The organism is Streptococcus equinus (assembly GCF_049393805.1).
GTDB lineage: Bacteria > Bacillota > Bacilli > Lactobacillales > Streptococcaceae > Streptococcus > Streptococcus equinus.
The window spans coordinates 430,532-448,784 of the sequence record NZ_CP185763.1 but is presented as its reverse complement, the minus strand read 5'-3'; the positions used below and the strand labels follow the sequence as shown (position 1 = coordinate 448,784).

The following is an 18,253-nucleotide window of genomic DNA, read 5'->3' as shown; positions in this document are numbered from 1 at the left end:
GGTATGATGAAGGTAAGAAATTAGCTTGAGAGGTGTCAAATGGCAAAGGTATATGTGGCTGATGATGAGAAAAATATCCGCGACTTAATTGCCTCATTTTTACGAAAACAGGATTTAGAAGTTGAAGTATTTGAAACGGGAGATCAGCTTTTGTTACGTTTTATGGAAGAAGCGGCAGATGTTGTGATTCTTGATGTCATGATGCCAGGAACAAATGGCATCGATATTGCTGGACTTCTTCGTAAGCGTTCAGACGTTCCAATCATTCTTTTGACGGCGCGTGATAGCGATGATGATTTTGTCAAAGGTTTTTCTGCGGGAGCTGATGACTACTTCACAAAACCATTCTCACCTTTAAAATTAAGTCTACGGGTCAAAGCGATTTTAGCGCGCACGCCTATGACTCAAGAACATAGTAATAAAGACTCTTCCGACTCATTAAGCTATGATGAGTTAGTCTTGTCTGACAAAGAACGTTCTGCGACTTATCAAGGTAAAAACATCAAGTTAACCAACACAGAATTCGAGCTTTTGAAGGTGTTGATGGCTCACAGTGAGGAGGCTGTTTCTCGTGATGAACTTTTGCGCCAAGTCTGGGGATATGACAGCGAAGTTGAGACACGTGTGACGGATGATACTATTAAGCGCTTGCGTAAAAAATTGAGAGGGGTTGACAGTCATGTCCTTATTGAAACGGTTTGGGGCTATGGATTCAAACTCACGAAAAAAGACTGATAAGACAGGCCATTTTTTCAAGAAAAGAAGAAGACAATCCCGCTTTAGAACGACCTTATTTTTACAGCCACTGACAATTTTAGTTACTGCGTTTGCGATAATTATGCTCATCTTTAATGGGTTATTAAAATTATTTTTGGCAGAAGAGGCTTTTAGAGCTGTTCAAAGTCAGTATGATATTTTAGATGCACGTTATGTGGGAAATGATTCTTCTAAGATACTTGATGGAAATATTTTTGAAACGACATATGCTATCGTCGATGAAGACTTTAGCATCAAATACATCTCAGCATCGACTTATGATTTATCTGAAAAGCAAATCTCTGAAAAAGTCGTTGATTATTTCTCAGATAAAACTGAAACGGATTGGTTTGATGAAGAGCTAGATACTGATTCACAGCAATTTAAAAAATTAAAAGTTTACGATTCTACTTACATGGTCAAGATGCAAGAGTACTCAGGAACGCTTGGAGAAGGCTATATTAAACAAACTAATGACGACGAAAAGTCACAGAATTATTATGTTTTTGTCTTTGCCAATGTTACGCCGATTGCGGATTTTGAACGGTACATCAACTACTTATTGCTTTCGCTAATGGTGATTGTTGGCTTGGTTGCTATCATAACAATCTTTTTGACATCGCGTAAACTTGATAAGCATTTTGGTGCTTTAAAATCTTATATCTTACGTGTTGGTAATCGCGAGCGTGACTTGCAACCAGAAAATTTTGCTTACCGAGAGTTTAATGAGGTTGGTCAAACAGTTGATCGTATGAATGATATGATTGACGCCAACCAGCGCAGTCAGCAACTCTTTTTCCAAAATTCATCGCATGAATTGCGGACGCCTTTGATGTCTATTCAAGGTTATGCGGAAGCTATTCAAGAAGGGGTAGCTGCTGATGATAAAGAAGCGGCAGCAGTCATACTGGATGAAAGTCGTAAAATGGCGGAGCTTGTTGATGATATCTTGACTTTATCAAAAATGGAATCGACGCAACAGACCTTGAAACTTGAAAGTTTTAATTTAATTGATTTGTTGTATGATGTTAGTTGGCACTTAAAAGCGAAAGCTGATGCGCGTGGAATTAGTTTTAAGCATGATTTTGAGGAAGATTACCTTGATATTGAAGCTGATGAAAAATTAATTGAGCGTGCGATAACGAACATTTTGTCAAATGCTGTTCGCTATGCGAAAAAAGAAATCACAATTTCTAGTAGAAGGCTTACTAATCAGGTTGAAATTCGTCTTTCAAATGACGGTAACCTAATTTCAGCCAAAGACCAAGCACACCTTTTTGAACGTTTTTATAAAGGTGAAGGTGGACATTTTGGGATTGGTCTTGCCATTACTAAAGAAATCATAGACCGTCATCATGGTAAGATTCAAGTTGACTCCACAAAAGATAGAACAACATTTGTGATTATGTTGCCAGTACAGCAAAATAAAAAGGACTTGTAGAATATAATTTCTACAAGTTTTTTATGTCTTACAATTTTGTAAGAGCGCAAATCCTTAGAATAAGTTACACTAAATTTAGGCAGAAATTGCCACATTTTTGCCACAGCTTTTCGAGACTTTATCCAAGATTTATTCCTTAAACTCAGTTATAATATGGATACAATCTTGAAACGGAGAGAAGATGAAAAGTTTTAAGAAATACCTGATCGGGATTGGAGTTCTGCTGACGCTCGTTTTTGTTGGCAGCTATGCCTATAATCAAGTTGGTTATAAACTTGCGATAAGCGATGTTGAAAAAATTGCTTATCAAAATGCAGGTGTTACAAAGTCAAAAGTAGTGTCACAAACCCTTATGAAAAGCCGTGAGGGATTGCTAGCTACTTATAAGATTAGATTTGAAACGGCATCGAAACGATTTGTTTATACCATTAATGCTTCAACAGGCTCCATTATTGATCGACGTTATAAAGTAAAATAAGACCACACTCAAGTATAAATTAGAAAAGAAGGAATTGAAAGAAGTTCAAATTATTGTTGATCTTGTTTAGTTTATTAACATGAAAAAGAAGATTGTATATGCACTACTGATAGTGGCATTGCCGCTAGCTTTGATTAGTTATTCTTTAGAATTATTTGGCTTAAAAATCATCAGCTGGCGACGATAACATAAAAATTTTATTAGGGGAGGGATAGCTATGACTGTAGCAGGAACACAAAGAAAGTACATTCAAATTTTGACTGGTATTGGCTTTGCCATCTCTGTTGGCTTGTTTATTTTCTTTAAACAACACCCAACTTATTTTCAAGTTGGCGGCTTATTTCAAAGTTATCTAGGTAATCTAGGCCTCTTTGCTCCACTAATTTTTATGGCTTTGCAGATGATTCAAGTCATCTATCCGATTGTGCCTGGTGGTATGACTAGTGTTATTGGCTACCTTGCCTTTGGTCCAATTTGGGGATTTGTTTATAACTTCACAGGAATTTTTATTGGGTCTCTCTTAGCATTTGGTCTTGCAAGACGCTACGGAGAAAGTTTTGCTAAAGCTTTCGTCTCACAAGAAACTTACGATAAATACATTGGGTATCTTGATAAGAACGATGGTAAATATTTTGCAAAATTACTTGGAGCAGCTTTTGCTTTGCCAGGATTTCCAGATGACTTTCTATGTATGGTTTCAGGTCTGTCAAAAATGACTTGGAAAAAATTTATCACGATTTTCTTGATTACAAAACCAGTGACACTGTACCTTTATACAGTTATTGGTTATCAAGGACTTAGCTTTTTATTAACATTATTCAAATAAAAAAAGTCCAGCTTATTGCTGGACTTTTTTGTTATTCTGCAGCTTTTTCCCATTTCTTTGCAAGACGACGAGAAATCATTGAAATAGTAAAGTTAATCACGAAGTAAATAGCTGCAATCACTGCGTATAGTGTAAAAACTTGACTGGCTTCGAAGTAGCGTCCCATCAAAATTTGACTTTTTCCGAATAATTCTTGAATCGCGATAACAGAGTAGAGAAGTGATGTATCTTTAATCACCGTCACGAATTGTGAGATGATAGCTGGCAACATTTTACGAAATGCTTGAGGAAAGACAATGTAGATAAAGATTTGAAAATGTGTCATCCCTTGTGAGAGCCCAGCTTCTGTCTGACCGTGGTCAACACCATTTAAACCACCACGAATAATTTCGGCAAGAGCAGCAGAAGTAAATACAGTAAATGCTGTAATTCCAGCTGGTGTTGATTTCATTTGAAAGACAAGAAAGATAATGAAAATCCAAAGCAAGTTTGGTACATTGCGGACAAATTCGATATAAATACTTGAAATCAAACGAAGGACAGGATTTTTACCGTTTCGCATGACAGCAAGAATAGTTCCGATGATTGTTGATAGTACAATTGAAATAAATGAAATATAAAGTGTTAGCCACAATCCTTGGAGGATGAAGCTAATGTTTGTAGGTGTTAGTACTGACATTTTATCCTCCTAGAGTGAATATGATTTTTTATTTTCTTCTTCTTTGTGGCGTGCCCATGTTGCAAGAGGGAAGCACATGATGAAGTAAAGAAGTGCTGCACCAGCGAAAGCAGGCACATAGTTTGTTGTTTCATAAGCCCAAGCTTTGGCTGTGAACATGATATCTGCTCCTGAGATGATAGCTACAGTAGATGTATTTTTGATTAAGTTAACCACTTGGTTAGTAAGTGGTGGCAAGATTGTACGCACCGCTTGTGGCAAAATAATCAAGCTCATCGTTTGGCTGTAAGTAAATCCTTGTGAAAGAGCGGCTTCTGTTTGTCCTTTTGGCACAGCTTCAATCCCTGAACGAATAACTTCGGCAATGTAAGCACCGTGATAAATTCCGACACAGAGAACTGCAGTAAAGAATGTTGAAATCATGATTGCGCCGTTTGTCATAATGGCAAGCCCGTAGTAGACAAAGACGAACTGCACCAAAAGTGGTGTGTTTTGAAAAACTTCAACATAGACACGAGCAATAGCTCTTAGAAGTTTATTTTTAGATGATGACATGGCACCGAAAATGACACCAAGGATAAAAGCTAAGATTAAGGCACAAAATGACATTCCCAGTGTATAGAGGAAGCCTTTTGCGAATTCACCAAAGTTAGCAAAGAAATCTGCCCAACGTGAGAGGGCAAATGGACTCGCAGCTGCGGTTAATAAAAACATGTCAATTCTCCTCTCTTATTTATTTTCAGCCTTTGCAGGTTTTAAATTATATTTATCGTAAAGTTTTTGCAGACTACCGTCAGCTTTCCAATCATCTAGCAAGCTATTAACGTAATCAATAACTTCTTGATTTGATTTTTTAGCTGCAATTCCGTACTCTTGAGTGTTGAAACCTTCATTAATGATTGTTGTTTTCTTGCTGACATAACCTGTTAAGATTGATTTATCAACTGAAAATGCACTGATTCGATTGGCGTAAAGTGAAACAGCAAGCTCAGGATAAGACCCTAATTGAACAAAGTTGAAAGTCAGGTGATGTGCTTTTCCGTATTCTTGGATAGCAGCTTTGGTTGTTGACCCTTGTACAACACCAATTGTTTTTCCATCTAAATCAGAAATTTTATTGAAGCCTTTTGATTTTCTGACCAAAAATCCAACTTCATCATAGTAGTATGGATTTGAGATGGCATAAGATGCTTTGCGTTCGTCTGTGATGGTGTAAGTACCAATGAGGAGGTCGATTTGACCATTGTCGATTAGTGCTTCGCGTGTTTGGGCAGTTACAGCAGTGTAAGCAACTTTGACACCCAATTTTTTGGCGATTTTTTTAGCTAAATCAACTTCCATACCTTCGTATTTTCCGCTTTCAGCTGAATAATAACCAAAGTTTGGAACATCTTGTTTAACACCGACTTTAAGAACACCAGAGTCTTGGATTTTTTTGATTTGCTCTGATGTTGTATCTGCTAAGGTTGTTTTGGTGCTAATTAATAGAAGTGATAAGAAAGCCATGATGGCTAAAAGGAATTTTTTCTTCATGAGCATCTCCTTAATTTTGAGAAACGTTATCGCTTGTGTGATTGATAACTTTGCTCAAGAATTGTTTGGCACGAGGCTCTGTTGGGTTATCGAAGAAACCTTGAACATCTGTTGTATCAACAAGGATTTGACCTTCTGCCATAAAGATAATACGGTCAGCAACCTCACGAGCAAATCCCATTTCGTGTGTAACAACAACCATGTTCATTCCTTCTTTGGCAAGATTTTGCATGACAGCAAGAACATCACCGATTGTTTCTGGGTCAAGTGCAGAAGTTGGTTCGTCAAATAGGAGAAGTTCTGGTTGCATAGCCAAACCACGAGCGATAGCAACACGTTGTTTTTGACCACCAGATAACATGCCTGGATAAGAGTCTTTGCGGTCCCACATATTAACGTAAGTTAGGTATTTCTCAGCGATTGCCTCGGCTTCCTCTTTAGATTTACCGAGAACTTTGATTGGTGCTAAGGTTACATTTTCTAACACGGTTTTATGTGGGTAAAGGTTAAAGTGTTGGAAAACCATGCCAACTTCTTTACGAAGTTGAACCAAGTCTTTGGCAGAAGCGTTAGCGAGTTCATGTCCATTGACTTTCAAACTACCTGTTTCGATAGATTCGAGAGCGTTCATAGTTCGGATAAGTGTTGATTTACCAGAGCCAGAAGGGCCAAGGAGAACAACTACCTGTCCTTTTTCAATCTCTAGATTAATATTTCTTAGCGCATGATAGTCGCCGTAGTATTTTTCAACATTTTTAAATTCAATAAGTGCCACACTTGTCTCCTTTTCAAAGATAAGATTTTCTATGTTAGGTTTTCTAACATAGAAGTATTTGTGTTTATTTATATTACCACATAATCATGTTAACTGTCAAATGTTTCAGAAAATTTAAATAACTACAAGAAAACTAAAAGCTAATATTTCCTGAAAATATTACTGTATTGTTTCAAAAGTTGCCAATGTTTCCAATTAGTATTGAATTTTGATATAATAAAAGGTAGTGGTTATTTTTGTAAATAACATAACATAGAATTGTTGGTTGAGAATTTTTTATTCTATTGATAAATTGAAGAGGTGACATATGAAAAAAATTCTTATTGTTGATGATGAAAAACCAATTTCAGATATTATTAAATTTAATTTAACTAAAGAAGGTTACGAAACAGTTACGGCTTTCGATGGTCGTGAAGCTATTGAAAAATTTGAAGAAGAAAATCCTGATTTGATTATTTTGGATTTGATGTTGCCAGAATTGGACGGACTTGAAGTCGCAAAAGAAGTTCGTAAAACAAGTCATATTCCTATTATTATGCTATCAGCAAAAGATAGTGAATTTGATAAAGTTATCGGTCTTGAAATTGGTGCTGACGACTATGTGACGAAACCATTTTCAAACCGCGAATTGTTAGCTCGTGTCAAAGCACACCTTCGCCGCACTGAAAATATCGAATCTGCAGTTGCTGAAGAAAATGCGTCTTCTTCAAACTCAGAAATCACAATCGGTGACTTGAAAATCTTGCCTGATGCATTTGTGGCACAAAAACGTGGTGAAGACATTGAATTAACACACCGTGAGTTTGAATTATTGCACCATTTGGCAACTCACATGGGACAAGTAATGACACGTGAATACCTTTTGGAAACTGTCTGGGGTTATGACTATTTTGGTGATGTCCGTACAGTTGACGTAACAATCCGTCGTTTACGTGAAAAAATCGAAGACACACCAAGTCGTCCAGAATATATTTTGACACGTCGTGGTGTTGGATATTACATGAAGTCTTATGAATAATATAATGTCACAGAATCAGTATCTGTTTGAGCAGGCAATCTTGTTTTTGCTCGCTTTTGTTGCTGTTTATTTTATTCATTTAGCGATAAGAGATTATCGAACTTCAGTTAATATTCGTCGTTTGAGTGGCAAGGTTCGTGAGCTTATCACTGGTAAATACACTGAAGACATCATTATTGAAAAAGATAGAGATTTGGCTGAACTTGCTGGTCAGTTAAATGACTTGTCAACGGTTTTTCGCTTGGCTCAGGAAAATCTTGCGCAGGAAAAAAATCGTTTGGCTAGTATTTTGTCTTATATGACTGACGGTGTCTTGGCTACTGACCGTTCTGGAAATATCACCATGATTAACCAAACAGCTCAGCAGCAACTTAATCTTGAACGCGAAGAAGCTCTTGGAATGAATATTGTTGATATTCTTGGGGATGATAGCGATTATACCTACCATGATTTGGTTTCTAAGACACCTGAGATTGTTCTAAATCGCCGTGATGAGACAGGTGAATTTATCACTTTGCGAATTCGTTTTGCGCTGAATCGTCGTGATAGTGGCTTTATCTCAGGGTTGATTGCTGTTTTACATGATACAACGGAACAAGAAAAAGAAGACCGTGAACGTCGTTTATTCGTATCAAATGTTAGTCACGAATTGCGTACACCGTTGACATCTGTGAAATCATATTTGGAAGCTTTGGATGAAGGTGCACTTAAAGAAGATATTGCACCAAGTTTTATTAAAGTTTCTCTTGATGAAACAAACCGTATGATTCGAATGATTTCTGATTTGCTCAATTTGTCTCGAATTGATAATCAGACTGTTCAGCTTGAAGTTGAAATGACTAACTTTACAGCATTTATGACATCAATTTTGAACCGTTTTGACCAAATTAAGAGTCAGCATACAGTCGCTGGTAAGCAGTATGAGATTGTCAGAGATTATCCAATCAAGTCTATCTGGTTAGAAATTGACCCAGATAAAATGACGCAAGTTCTGGATAATATCCTTAATAATGCAATTAAGTATTCGCCAGATGGTGGTAAAATTACTGTCAGCATGAAGACGACTGAGACACAGTTGATTATTTCAATTTCTGATGAAGGTCTTGGTATTCCTAAGAAAGATTTGCCACTAATCTTTGACCGATTCTATCGTGTTGACAAGGCTAGAAGTCGTGCTCAAGGTGGTTCAGGACTTGGTCTTGCGATTGCAAAAGAAATTGTTAAACAACATAAAGGATTTATTTGGGCTCAAAGTACTTATGGAAAAGGCTCAACCTTTACAATTGTTCTTCCGTATGAGAAGGATTCTGATATTTATGACGAATGGGAGGATGACGAGGACTAGATGTCTGAGAATGCTTTTAAATATAGTGTCTTAGCTTCCGGTTCTACTGGTAACTCATTTTATGTGGAAACGCCACAAAAACGTCTTTTGATTGATGCAGGGTTGACTGGTAAGAAAATTACCAGTCTTCTTGCTGATATTGATCGAAAACCAGAAGATTTGGATGCTATTTTAATTACACACGAACATTCCGACCATATTAAGGGTGTTGGAGTGCTTGCTCGTCGTTACAATCTTGATGTTTATGCCAATGAAAAAACTTGGCAAATGATTGATGAGCGCAATATGATTGGAAAACTTGATACCGCTCAGAAACATGTTTTTGAGCGTGGTAAAGTATTGACTTTCGGTGATATTGATATTGAAAGTTTCGGAGTTAGCCACGATGCGGTTGACCCACAATTTTACCGTTTGATGAAAGATAACAAATCATTTGTTGTTTTGACTGATACGGGCTATGTTAGTGATAGAATGGCTGGCGTCATTGAAAATGCAGATGGCTATTTGATTGAGTCAAATCACGATGTTGAGATTCTGCGTGCAGGTTCTTATCCATGGAGCTTAAAACAACGTATCTTATCTGATAGAGGGCATTTATCAAATGAAGATGGTGCAGATACGATGATTCGCACCATTGGTAATCGTACGAAAAAAATCTATCTTGGTCACTTAAGTAAGGAAAATAATATCAAAGAACTAGCTCACATGACTATGGAAAATAATTTGATGCAAGCTGATTTTGCGGTTGGACACGACATGACTGTCTTTGATACGTCACCGGATGAAGCAACGCCATTAACTGAAATCTAAAAAAACAAGTTTCGATATTTCGAAGCTTGTTTTTTACGCTAAAAAGTGACCTTTAATAGAAAGAATTCAAGTGATTTTATGGCTGAGTCCCACTTTTAACAGATTTTTTGGTATAATGATATAGTCTATAGTAGAAAATTATCTTGAGTCATCTCAAGAAATACTTTGATGATATAAATTAATAGACCACTTTTTGAAGGGAGATTTATCATGCAAGCTTTAGATACAAAACTTCAGCGAGATTTTGGTATCACATTTAAAGACACTACTTTGCTCGAAACTGCTTTTACTCACACATCTTATGCTAATGAACATCGCCTCCTAAACATTTCACACAATGAACGCTTGGAATTTTTAGGAGACGCGGTTCTTCAACTTTTGATTTCACAATACTTGTTTAAAAAGTATCCTAAGAAACCAGAAGGTGACCTTTCTAAGATGCGCTCAGTTATTGTTCGTGAAGAATCATTAGCTGGATTTTCACGTTACTGTGGTTTTGATGAATTCATCAAACTTGGTAATGGTGAAGAAAAATCTGGTGGACGTAACCGTGACACAATTTTAGGAGATTTGTTTGAAGCCTTTCTTGGAGCACTTTTGATGGACCAAGGCGTTGAGGCTGTCAATAAATTCTTGAATCAAGTTATGATTCCGCAAGTTGAAAAAGGTAACTTTGAACGTGTTAAAGATTATAAAACAACACTTCAAGAGTTACTACAAGGTCATGGGGATGTTACGATTGACTACCGTGTTTCAAATGAATCTGGACCTGCACACGCTAAAGTTTTTGAAGTGACTGTGTATGTCAACGATGAAGCCAAAAGTCAAGGAATCGGAAAATCTAAAAAATTGGCTGAGCAAGATGCTGCTAAAAACGCTTTAGCGTTACTTCAATAAGACGTTTGAAAGGAATTAGTAAGGCAAATGTCCAACCTGTCCTAGGTTGATACGTATTTGGCGTAGCCTAGAGGGCAACTAAGAAATTATAGTGATTTCTTGATTGCTAGTTCAGGAAGGCTGTTTGTCTTTTTATCTCTTATTTTATGTATTTAAAAGAAATTGAAATGCAGGGCTTTAAGTCCTTTGCCGATAAGACAACAATTGAATTTGATAAGGGAGTGACAGCTGTTGTAGGTCCTAACGGTTCTGGTAAATCAAATATTACTGAAAGTCTCCGTTGGGCACTTGGTGAGTCTTCTGCAAAAAATTTGCGCGGTGGCAAGATGCCAGACGTCATTTTTGCGGGTTCTGAAAATCGTAAGCCACTTAACTACGCACAAGTTGTTGTTAACTTGGATAATTCGGATGGATTCATTAAAGATGCCAAAGAAACAATTCGTGTTGAGCGCCACATTTACCGAAATGGTGACAGTGAATATTTGATTGATGGACGTAAAGTTCGTTTACGTGATATTCATGATTTGTTTTTGGATACTGGTTTGGGGCGTGATTCATTCTCAGTTATTTCCCAAGGGCGTGTTGAAGAAATCTTTAATAGTAAACCCGAAGACCGTCGTGCGGTGTTTGAAGAAGCAGCCGGTGTTTTAAAATACAAAACTCGTAAAAAAGAAACGCAAACTAAGCTAAATCAAACTCAAGACAACTTGGACCGTTTGGATGACATTATTTATGAGTTAGAAGCGCAAGTTAAGCCATTAGAACGTCAAGCACAAGTTGCTAAAGAATTTATCGTTTTAGAAGACGAGCGTAAACAGCTTCACTTAAATATTTTAGTTAAAGACATTCAAACTGACATGGCACGCTTGAGTGAGCTAAAGGAAGATTTGTCAGAAATCAAGTCAAACCTATCTGCTTACTATGAACAACGTCAGAAGTTTGAAAAAGAAAATCAAGCTTTAAAAGAAAAACGTCATCAATTATCTGAAGAGATGGCGAAAAAACAAGCAGGTTTGGTTGATATTACCAAAGCTATTTCTGATTTTGAACGCCAAATGGATTTACTTGCTTTGGAATCAAGTCAAAAAGAAGAGAAAAAACAAGCAGCTAGCACAAAATTGGCTGAATTGAAAGAGAGCCAAGCAAGCTTACGGGAAGAGTTGGCACAAAAAGAAAATCAGCTTGAGCAATTAGATAGCCAGTTGACTCAAACAACGGCTACTATTCAAAAATTACAAGCTGAATTGGATCGTTTTTCAACAGATCCAGATCAAATCATTGAAAAATTACGTGAAGAATTTGTTGGCTTGATGCAAAAAGAAGCAGATTTGTCTAACCATTTGACTATGACGATTGCTGATATCGACAATCAAAAACAATTATCAGAATCAAAATCTGAAGAATTGGCACAGACAAAGGCAAATTTAGCTGAATTGAAAGAAAATGCTAAACAAGCTTTAGATACTTTTGAAGCTACACGTGGTAAGGTTAAAGAATTACTTGATGCTTACCAAGAATTATTTGCTAAGACTAGCCAACTTGAAAAGGATTATCAAGCTGAGCAAACTAAAATGTTTGATCAACTTGATGTCATCAAATCAAAAGAAGCACGTAAGTCAAGTCTTGAGTCAATTCTCAAAAATCACAGCAATTTCTATGCTGGTGTCAAATCAGTTTTGCAAGCCTCTAGTCAACTTGGTGGGATTATTGGTGCGGTGAGTGAGCATTTGAGCTTTGATCGTAAGTACCAAACGGCGCTTGAAATTGCACTTGGCGGCTCAAGTCAGCATGTGATTGTTGAAGATGAAAACGCCGCAAAACGTTCAATCGCATTCTTGAAACAAAATCGTCAAGGTCGTGCGACATTCTTGCCATTGACGACGATTAAAGCACGTCACTTATCACAGCAGAACCATTCTATTTTGACGTTAAGTCAAGGATTCCTTGGTGTGGCGAGCGGTTTGGTTTCCTATGATAAACGTCTGGAAAATATCTTCCAAAACCTTCTTGGAGTGACAGCTGTCTTTGATACCGTCGATAATGCCAATAAAGCTGCGCGTGCGCTGCATTATCAAGTGCGTTTGGTGACTTTGGATGGAACTGAAATTCGTCCAGGTGGTTCGTTCTCTGGTGGAGCTAACCGTCAAAATAACACAACGTTTATCAAGCCAGAACTTGAAAATCTAATTGCTGAGTTGAATGAGCTTCAAGCAAGCCAAATCAAGCAAGAAAAACATGTTCAATCACTTCAAGAAACTTTGCGAGCTAATAAAGAACAATTAGCTACTTTGAAAGCTCAAGGTGAGGAAGCTCGCTTTGCTGAACAAAAAGCTGAACTTGAATATCAACAATTGGCTGAGCGTTTAAATGATGTTAATCAGCTTTGCAAACAACTTGAGGAAAATGGAACAGAGCACAGTTCAAATGATTTGGAAGCTCAAAAAGCTCATTTTGAAGCTGAATTAACAACAATTGCAGAACGTAAGCAAGAATTGACTAGTGAAATTGAGCAAATCAAAGCTAACAAAAACTCAATTACACAAAAAGTTGATAATCTTCGTCAACAATTGTCACAAGCCAAATTGCAAGAACGTGAGCTCTTGAGTGAACGTAAGTTTGAATCAGCTAACAAGACACGTCTTGAAATCAGCTTAGCAGAAAATAAATCTGAAATAGCAAAATGTGAAGAGTTACTTGCCTTTCATGCTAGTGATAATCAAGTCGAAAATCTACCAGCTTTACAAAAACAACATGATGAAGCAATTGAAAGAAAAGCTAGTGAAGAAGAGCGCTTAGTTAGTCTTCGATTTGAATTAGAAGATTGTGAAGCTAATCTTGAGGAGCTTGAAGAACAAGTTGCTAAAGAAAATCAGAAAAATGAAGAATTGATTCGCAAACAAGCCCAAATTGAGGCGCAAGTGAGTCAAGTTTCGGAACGTTTGCGTGGCTTTTCAACTGATTTGACTGAAGACTATCATATGACTTTAGACGAAGCAAAAGAAGCAAGCCAAGCTATTGAAAATATGGAGGCTGCTCGTGAGCGCCTGCAAGAATTGCGACGTCGTATTAAAGCACTTGGACCAATTAACTTAGATGCTATTTCACAATATGATGAAGTCAATGAACGTTTGAAATTCTTGAATGGTCAAAAAGAAGATTTGGTTCACTCTAAGAATCTTCTACTTGACACTATTAATGAGATGGATGATGAAGTTAAATCTCGTTTCCAAGTGACATTCAATGCTATTCGTGAATCATTTAAAGAAACCTTTAAACAAATGTTCGGTGGCGGTTCTGCAGACCTTTCACTAACAGAAGGTGACTTATTAACAGCGGGAATTGAAATTTCTGTTCAGCCACCAGGTAAGAAGATTCAATCACTTAACCTGATGTCAGGTGGGGAAAAAGCACTTTCTGCTCTTGCTCTGCTATTTGCAATCATTCGCGTGAAAACTATTCCGTTTGTCATTCTTGATGAGGTTGAAGCAGCGCTTGACGAGGCAAATGTCAAACGATTTGGTGATTACCTCAACCGCTTTGATAAATCAAGTCAGTTCATCGTAGTCACTCACCGTAAGGGAACAATGGCTGCCGCTGACAGTATTTACGGGGTAACCATGCAAGAATCAGGAATTTCACGTATCGTATCAGTTAAGCTGAAAGATGCTGAAAATCTTGTAGAATAATCAATAGATAAAAGCCCAACTTTTGTTGGGCTTTTTGAGTTTATTCTTTAGTTGTTGTTTCTGTTTGAGTATTTTCTTGTGTGTTGCACGTTTCTTCATCTGTCACAGCAGTTTCCTCCTCTGTTGTCTCTTCAGCAACTTCTTCTTGTTCAGGTTCATTTTTGTCATTTTGAGCGACTTTGCTATAGTTATCAGAAACTTTATAGAAGACGCCATTTACGAATTGCTGTGTTGACTCGTAGTCGAATCGGCTGAGCTGCGCAGCAAATAAGCGGTCACGCCCGTAATCAGATGGGTCAGAATCAGTAATGTTAAAATGCCAGTTAGGAATTTGTTTGCCTGCAGAATAGTAGTACAGGATAAACCCTCCAGTTAGGGATGAAACCTGAGAAACAGCTTCGCCATTATCATCGTAGGCAAGTGCTGATAGAGTTAATTTCCCGTCTTGTGACACCAAACCTTGCGGTGAGAATTCAAAAGTGAAACCATTGGCGTCCTGCCAAGTTCCAGCAAGACTTGAAAAATCACCCTGAGCTAGTGCAGCAAAATCAAAACGACTGGTTTCGTTACTAACTTTTCGAGAATCGACAATTTCTTTTCCACTCTTTACCAGAGTATCAGTAATCTTTTTCTCATTTGGAAGTTCGAATAAATCAAGGCGTTTTTTGCCTTCTTTTTTACGAGTTGCTGCTGAAGTGCTGTTACGAGATTCTGGTTTGGAATGACTGCTTTGAGTGATGTGAGCAGTTGTTAGTTGGTGCTTTGAATGTTGATGGACAGCCAAAGCTCCCACGCAGAAACTCACTACCAGTAAGCCAGAAATCCAAAAATAGTGCTTGTGTTTTTTCATGATATACCTCTTCAAAATTTACTTCTCAATAATATATTCGAAAAACTTTTTAAAAACTTGGATTTTTTTCAAAAAAAATGAAAAACTTTTTTGAAGGAGAAAAGAATGGATTATTAGCAGGAAAATTACAGTGTTTTTTGTTAGAATAGAATTATGTAATTTAAGGGAGAGAGAAATGGTAAAACTTGTTGCGACAGATATGGATGGAACCTTTTTAACAAGTAAAGGTTATTTTGACGGTGGTCGTCTCCATAATGTCCTTGAAAAATTTAAAGAAAATAATATGCTTTTTGTAGCAGCTAGCGGTCGTTCAATGCTAGCTTTGGAAAAAATGTTTCAGCATCATGCCGATAAAATGGCGTTTATCGCTGAAAATGGAACACTCGTTAAAGTCGGAGATAAAGTTGTTTTTGAGTCAGGTTTGTCAAAACCACAATTTTTGGAAATTACCGATACTTTGATTGAAAGTCCATATATGGATGGGTATGATTTCCTTTTATCAGGTGAAAATGGTGCTTACTTGCACCCGAAAGCTAGTGATGAATACCTAGAGTTTATCAGTCATTATTATGAAAATGTGCAACGTGTCGATAATTTGGCGAACGTTACTGATAATATTTTGAAAGTTACGGCTAACTTTTCTGAAGATACTGTGCGAAAAGGTGAAGCTTGGTTTAACGAACGTATTAATTATGTCAAAGCAGTAACGACTGGTTTTAAATCAATCGATATTATTCTTTCTGATGTCAATAAACGAACAGGTCTTGAGGCACTTTGCGACTCTTATGGTTTGTCTGCTTCTGAAGTTGTGGCTTTTGGTGACAATCTTAACGACTATGAGATGCTTGAATTTGCTGGAACAGCTGTAGCAACAGAAAATGCTCGAGAAGAAATCAAGGAAATTTCAAGTGAAATCATTGGGCACTGCGATGATGAATCAGTTATGGCTTACATGGAAGGATTAGTTGATTAATGGCAGATATCAAATTACTTGCTTTGGATTTGGATGGGACGCTCTTTAACAGTAAAAAAATTGTTACACGTGAAAATAAGCTTGCGCTCAGAGCTGCACGTGACAAAGGTGTCAAGGTTGTTATCACAACAGGACGTCCACTAAAAGCTATTAGTGGCTTGCTTGAAGAGTTAGATTTGATTTCTGATGAGGACTACATTATCACTTTTAATGGTGGTTTGGTTCAAAAGACAAATGGGGAAATTTTGGACAAAAGTGAGTTGACTCGTTCACAGTTAAAACTTTTGTACAGCCATCTAGAGCCGCTGGCTCTTCCGTTTGATGTGCTTAGTGACGGTATCGTATACAGTCTTGCTTGCCGTGGCAATGTTTCGCACTACCCAGAAGCAAATCCAACTCTTGATTTTGTTACGGTAAATAGCTTTGCTGAAATTCCTGAGAATGTGATTTATAATAAAGTCGTCAGCGTGACAAATCCAGAATTTTTGGACCAACAATTGTTAAAATTGCCAAAAGAGTTACACCAACATTTTGAAATTTTTAAATCACGTGATATTATAGTAGAAATGATGCCTAAAGGTGTTCACAAAGCTGCTGGTTTAAATCAGTTGGTGGAGCACTTGGGCTTATCATCAAAAAATGTCATGGCTATGGGTGATGAAGAAAATGACCTTTCTATGTTGAAATGGGCAGGTTTAGGTGTCGCTATGGCAAATGGCGTTGCAATTGCAAAAGAGACAGCAGACGTTGTGACTAGTCGTACAAACGAAGAGTCAGGTGTCGCAGAAGCTGTTGAAAAATACATTTTACAAGCGAAGTAGAAAGGATAAGAGACACTTAGCGTTCTCTTGGTAGCTTAATATGGGATTATTTGATCGTTTATTTGGAAAGAAAAAGGATACTGAAGAAGTTGTTGAGGAGCAAAATAATACTCAAGAACTCGACAAAAAAGAAGCAGAAGAAACTCTTGATACAACTGTAGCAGAGCCAGCAACTGAAGAAACTTTTAGTGAAGATGTTGAGCAGGTAGCAGGCGAAGAAGCAGAAAAAGAAGCCACTCAGGAACTATCAACTTCTGATGAATCAAGTGAAACGACTTCTAATGAGTTTTCAGATGTTATGGCTGATTACTATGCTAAAAAAGAAGCCGCCCAAGCAGCTCTTGACCGTGGTGAATCAGTTGAATTTGAAGCAGTTGAAACACGTAAAGAGGTTGAAGAAGTATCTGAACCAGAAGCGCCAGCTAGCGCTCCTGTTGAGACAGAAGAGGAAAAATACAATCGTAGTCTTAAAAAGACACGTACAGGATTTAGTGCACGTTTGAATGCTTTTCTTGCAAACTTCCGTCGTGTGGACGAAGATTTCTTTGAAGAACTTGAAGAAATGCTTATTCTTTCAGACGTTGGTGTTAATGTGGCGACTCAGCTAACAGAAGATCTTCGCTACGAAGCTAAGCTTGAAAATGCCAAAAAAGCTGACGATTTAAAACGTGTCATCATCGAAAAATTGGTTGAAATTTATGAAAAAGACGGTGTCTTCAACGAAAAAATCAATTTCCAAGATGATTTGACAGTTATGCTTTTTGTCGGTGTTAACGGCGTCGGTAAAACAACATCAATTGGTAAGCTTGCTTACAAATACAAAAATGAAGGCAAGAAAGTTATGCTTGTTGCAGCAGATACTTTCCGTGCTGGTGCGGTCGCTCAGCTTGCTGAATGGGGACGTCGTGTTGGTGTTCCTGTTGTGACTGGTCCAGAAAAAGCAGACCCAGCCTCAGTTGTTTTTGATGGTATGGAAAGAGCTGTCGCTGAAAACGTTGATGTCCTTTTGATTGATACTGCAGGACGTTTGCAAAACAAAGATAATTTGATGGCTGAGCTTGAAAAAATTGGTCGTATCATCAAGCGCGTGGTACCAGATGCACCGCATGAAACCCTTCTTGCTCTTGATGCTTCAACAGGTCAAAATGCTCTTAGCCAAGCTAAAGAATTTTCAAAAATCACTCCGTTGACAGGACTTATTCTGACTAAAATTGATGGAACTGCCAAGGGTGGTGTCGTTCTTGCCATTCGCCAAGAACTTGATATCCCAGTTAAATTCATCGGATTTGGTGAAAAAATTGATGATATCGGTGAATTTGATTCTGAAGACTTTATCCGTGGTCTCCTAGAAGGGATTATTTAAGG

The 18,253-nt window shown here is 37.5% G+C and carries 17 protein-coding genes; 12 read left to right on the top strand and 5 right to left on the bottom strand.

The annotated features are described in order from the left end of the window. Positions 1–39: 39 nt before the first annotated feature. The 4 genes from ACN0NP_RS02130 to ACN0NP_RS02115 all read left to right on the top strand — a co-directional run bounded on the left by ACN0NP_RS02130 (position 40) and on the right by ACN0NP_RS02115 (position 3,501). On the top strand, positions 40–735 hold the full coding sequence (locus tag ACN0NP_RS02130; RefSeq protein ID WP_074479895.1) for a response regulator transcription factor: 696 nt from the start codon (positions 40–42) through the stop codon (positions 733–735). Continuing rightward, positions 707–2,197 (top strand): sensor histidine kinase, encoded by a 1,491-nt coding sequence (locus ACN0NP_RS02125; protein WP_423217466.1) that lies wholly within the window; start codon positions 707–709, stop codon positions 2,195–2,197. The genes ACN0NP_RS02130 and ACN0NP_RS02125 overlap by 29 nt, the downstream gene beginning before the upstream one ends. A gap of 181 nt (positions 2,198–2,378) precedes the next feature. Next, complete coding sequence (locus tag ACN0NP_RS02120; RefSeq protein WP_074668750.1) at positions 2,379–2,675, top strand: hypothetical protein; 297 nt, start codon at positions 2,379–2,381, stop codon at positions 2,673–2,675. Positions 2,676–2,892: 217 nt separating this feature from the next. Continuing rightward, entirely contained in the window at positions 2,893–3,501 is a 609-nt protein-coding gene (locus ACN0NP_RS02115; RefSeq protein ID WP_021142851.1) for a TVP38/TMEM64 family protein, read from the top strand. Positions 3,502–3,532: 31 nt separating this feature from the next. On the opposite strand, the gene ACN0NP_RS02110 is transcribed toward ACN0NP_RS02115, so the two are convergent. Genes ACN0NP_RS02110 through ACN0NP_RS02095 form a run of 4 tightly spaced genes read right to left on the bottom strand, consistent with a single transcriptional unit; the run spans position 3,533 to position 6,488 of the window. After that, positions 3,533–4,180, bottom strand: coding sequence for an amino acid ABC transporter permease (locus ACN0NP_RS02110; RefSeq protein ID WP_004232801.1), 648 nt, complete (start codon positions 4,178–4,180; stop codon positions 3,533–3,535). Positions 4,181–4,189: 9 nt separating this feature from the next. Then, on the bottom strand, positions 4,190–4,894 hold the full coding sequence (locus ACN0NP_RS02105; protein ID WP_039698014.1) for an amino acid ABC transporter permease: 705 nt from the start codon (positions 4,892–4,894) through the stop codon (positions 4,190–4,192). Positions 4,895–4,909: 15 nt separating this feature from the next. Further along, entirely contained in the window at positions 4,910–5,719 is an 810-nt protein-coding gene (locus tag ACN0NP_RS02100; protein WP_423217465.1) for a transporter substrate-binding domain-containing protein, read from the bottom strand. A gap of 4 nt (positions 5,720–5,723) precedes the next feature. Further along, positions 5,724–6,488, bottom strand: a complete 765-nt coding sequence (locus tag ACN0NP_RS02095) for an amino acid ABC transporter ATP-binding protein (protein WP_024343734.1) — start codon at positions 6,486–6,488, stop codon at positions 5,724–5,726. Between the two features lie 307 nt (positions 6,489–6,795). Here ACN0NP_RS02095 and yycF point away from each other — a divergent pair, with 307 nt between their 5' ends. The 5 genes from yycF to smc all read left to right on the top strand — a co-directional run bounded on the left by yycF (position 6,796) and on the right by smc (position 14,244). Next, complete coding sequence (gene yycF / locus ACN0NP_RS02090) at positions 6,796–7,506, top strand: response regulator YycF (RefSeq protein ID WP_021142846.1); 711 nt, start codon at positions 6,796–6,798, stop codon at positions 7,504–7,506. Then, positions 7,499–8,851, top strand: a complete 1,353-nt coding sequence (vicK, locus tag ACN0NP_RS02085; RefSeq protein ID WP_024343735.1) for a cell wall metabolism sensor histidine kinase VicK — start codon at positions 7,499–7,501, stop codon at positions 8,849–8,851. The genes yycF and vicK overlap by 8 nt, the downstream gene beginning before the upstream one ends. After that, the gene (locus tag ACN0NP_RS02080) at positions 8,852–9,661 is read left to right on the top strand and encodes an MBL fold metallo-hydrolase (protein WP_021142843.1); all 810 of its coding nucleotides are present in this window, start codon (positions 8,852–8,854) and stop codon (positions 9,659–9,661) included. It begins immediately after the preceding gene. A gap of 210 nt (positions 9,662–9,871) precedes the next feature. After that, on the top strand, positions 9,872–10,558 hold the full coding sequence (gene rnc / locus ACN0NP_RS02075) for a ribonuclease III (RefSeq protein WP_021142842.1): 687 nt from the start codon (positions 9,872–9,874) through the stop codon (positions 10,556–10,558). A gap of 146 nt (positions 10,559–10,704) precedes the next feature. Next, positions 10,705–14,244, top strand: coding sequence for a chromosome segregation protein SMC (smc, locus tag ACN0NP_RS02070; protein WP_423217464.1), 3,540 nt, complete (start codon positions 10,705–10,707; stop codon positions 14,242–14,244). A gap of 40 nt (positions 14,245–14,284) precedes the next feature. Here the strand turns inward: smc and ACN0NP_RS02065 are convergent, their stop codons facing one another. Beyond that, positions 14,285–15,094: a DUF6287 domain-containing protein gene (locus ACN0NP_RS02065; RefSeq protein ID WP_423217463.1), complete on the bottom strand. Its 810-nt coding sequence runs from the start codon at positions 15,092–15,094 to the stop codon at positions 14,285–14,287. A gap of 175 nt (positions 15,095–15,269) precedes the next feature. On the opposite strand from ACN0NP_RS02065, the gene ACN0NP_RS02060 reads away from it, so the two are divergent. Genes ACN0NP_RS02060 through ftsY form a run of 3 tightly spaced genes read left to right on the top strand, consistent with a single transcriptional unit; the run spans position 15,270 to position 18,251 of the window. Further along, positions 15,270–16,067 carry a Cof-type HAD-IIB family hydrolase gene (locus tag ACN0NP_RS02060; protein ID WP_074639433.1) on the top strand — a complete coding sequence of 266 codons (798 nt, stop codon included), beginning with the start codon at positions 15,270–15,272 and terminating at the stop codon, positions 16,065–16,067. Next, the gene (locus ACN0NP_RS02055) at positions 16,067–16,888 is read left to right on the top strand and encodes a Cof-type HAD-IIB family hydrolase (RefSeq protein WP_021142837.1); all 822 of its coding nucleotides are present in this window, start codon (positions 16,067–16,069) and stop codon (positions 16,886–16,888) included. The genes ACN0NP_RS02060 and ACN0NP_RS02055 overlap by 1 nt, the downstream gene beginning before the upstream one ends. 40 nt (positions 16,889–16,928) lie before the next feature. Beyond that, positions 16,929–18,251, top strand: a complete 1,323-nt coding sequence (gene ftsY / locus ACN0NP_RS02050; RefSeq protein WP_423217462.1) for a signal recognition particle-docking protein FtsY — start codon at positions 16,929–16,931, stop codon at positions 18,249–18,251. The last annotated feature ends 2 nt before the right edge of the window (positions 18,252–18,253 follow it).

Coding starts and splice junctions, on each gene's coding strand:
- ACN0NP_RS02105 (WP_039698014.1), bottom strand. CDS start 4,894: ATGTTTTTATTAACCGCAGCTGCGAGTCCATTTGCCCTCTCACGTTGG.
- ACN0NP_RS02055 (WP_021142837.1), top strand. CDS start 16,067: ATGGCAGATATCAAATTACTTGCTTTGGATTTGGATGGGACGCTCTTT.
- rnc (WP_021142842.1), top strand. CDS start 9,872: ATGCAAGCTTTAGATACAAAACTTCAGCGAGATTTTGGTATCACATTT.
- ACN0NP_RS02125 (WP_423217466.1), top strand. CDS start 707: ATGGATTCAAACTCACGAAAAAAGACTGATAAGACAGGCCATTTTTTC.
- ACN0NP_RS02120 (WP_074668750.1), top strand. CDS start 2,379: ATGAAAAGTTTTAAGAAATACCTGATCGGGATTGGAGTTCTGCTGACG.
- smc (WP_423217464.1), top strand. CDS start 10,705: ATGTATTTAAAAGAAATTGAAATGCAGGGCTTTAAGTCCTTTGCCGAT.
- ACN0NP_RS02060 (WP_074639433.1), top strand. CDS start 15,270: ATGGTAAAACTTGTTGCGACAGATATGGATGGAACCTTTTTAACAAGT.
- ftsY (WP_423217462.1), top strand. CDS start 16,929: ATGGGATTATTTGATCGTTTATTTGGAAAGAAAAAGGATACTGAAGAA.
- yycF (WP_021142846.1), top strand. CDS start 6,796: ATGAAAAAAATTCTTATTGTTGATGATGAAAAACCAATTTCAGATATT.
- ACN0NP_RS02130 (WP_074479895.1), top strand. CDS start 40: ATGGCAAAGGTATATGTGGCTGATGATGAGAAAAATATCCGCGACTTA.
- ACN0NP_RS02080 (WP_021142843.1), top strand. CDS start 8,852: ATGTCTGAGAATGCTTTTAAATATAGTGTCTTAGCTTCCGGTTCTACT.
- ACN0NP_RS02065 (WP_423217463.1), bottom strand. CDS start 15,094: ATGAAAAAACACAAGCACTATTTTTGGATTTCTGGCTTACTGGTAGTG.
- vicK (WP_024343735.1), top strand. CDS start 7,499: ATGAATAATATAATGTCACAGAATCAGTATCTGTTTGAGCAGGCAATC.
- ACN0NP_RS02115 (WP_021142851.1), top strand. CDS start 2,893: ATGACTGTAGCAGGAACACAAAGAAAGTACATTCAAATTTTGACTGGT.
- ACN0NP_RS02100 (WP_423217465.1), bottom strand. CDS start 5,719: ATGCTCATGAAGAAAAAATTCCTTTTAGCCATCATGGCTTTCTTATCA.
- ACN0NP_RS02110 (WP_004232801.1), bottom strand. CDS start 4,180: ATGTCAGTACTAACACCTACAAACATTAGCTTCATCCTCCAAGGATTG.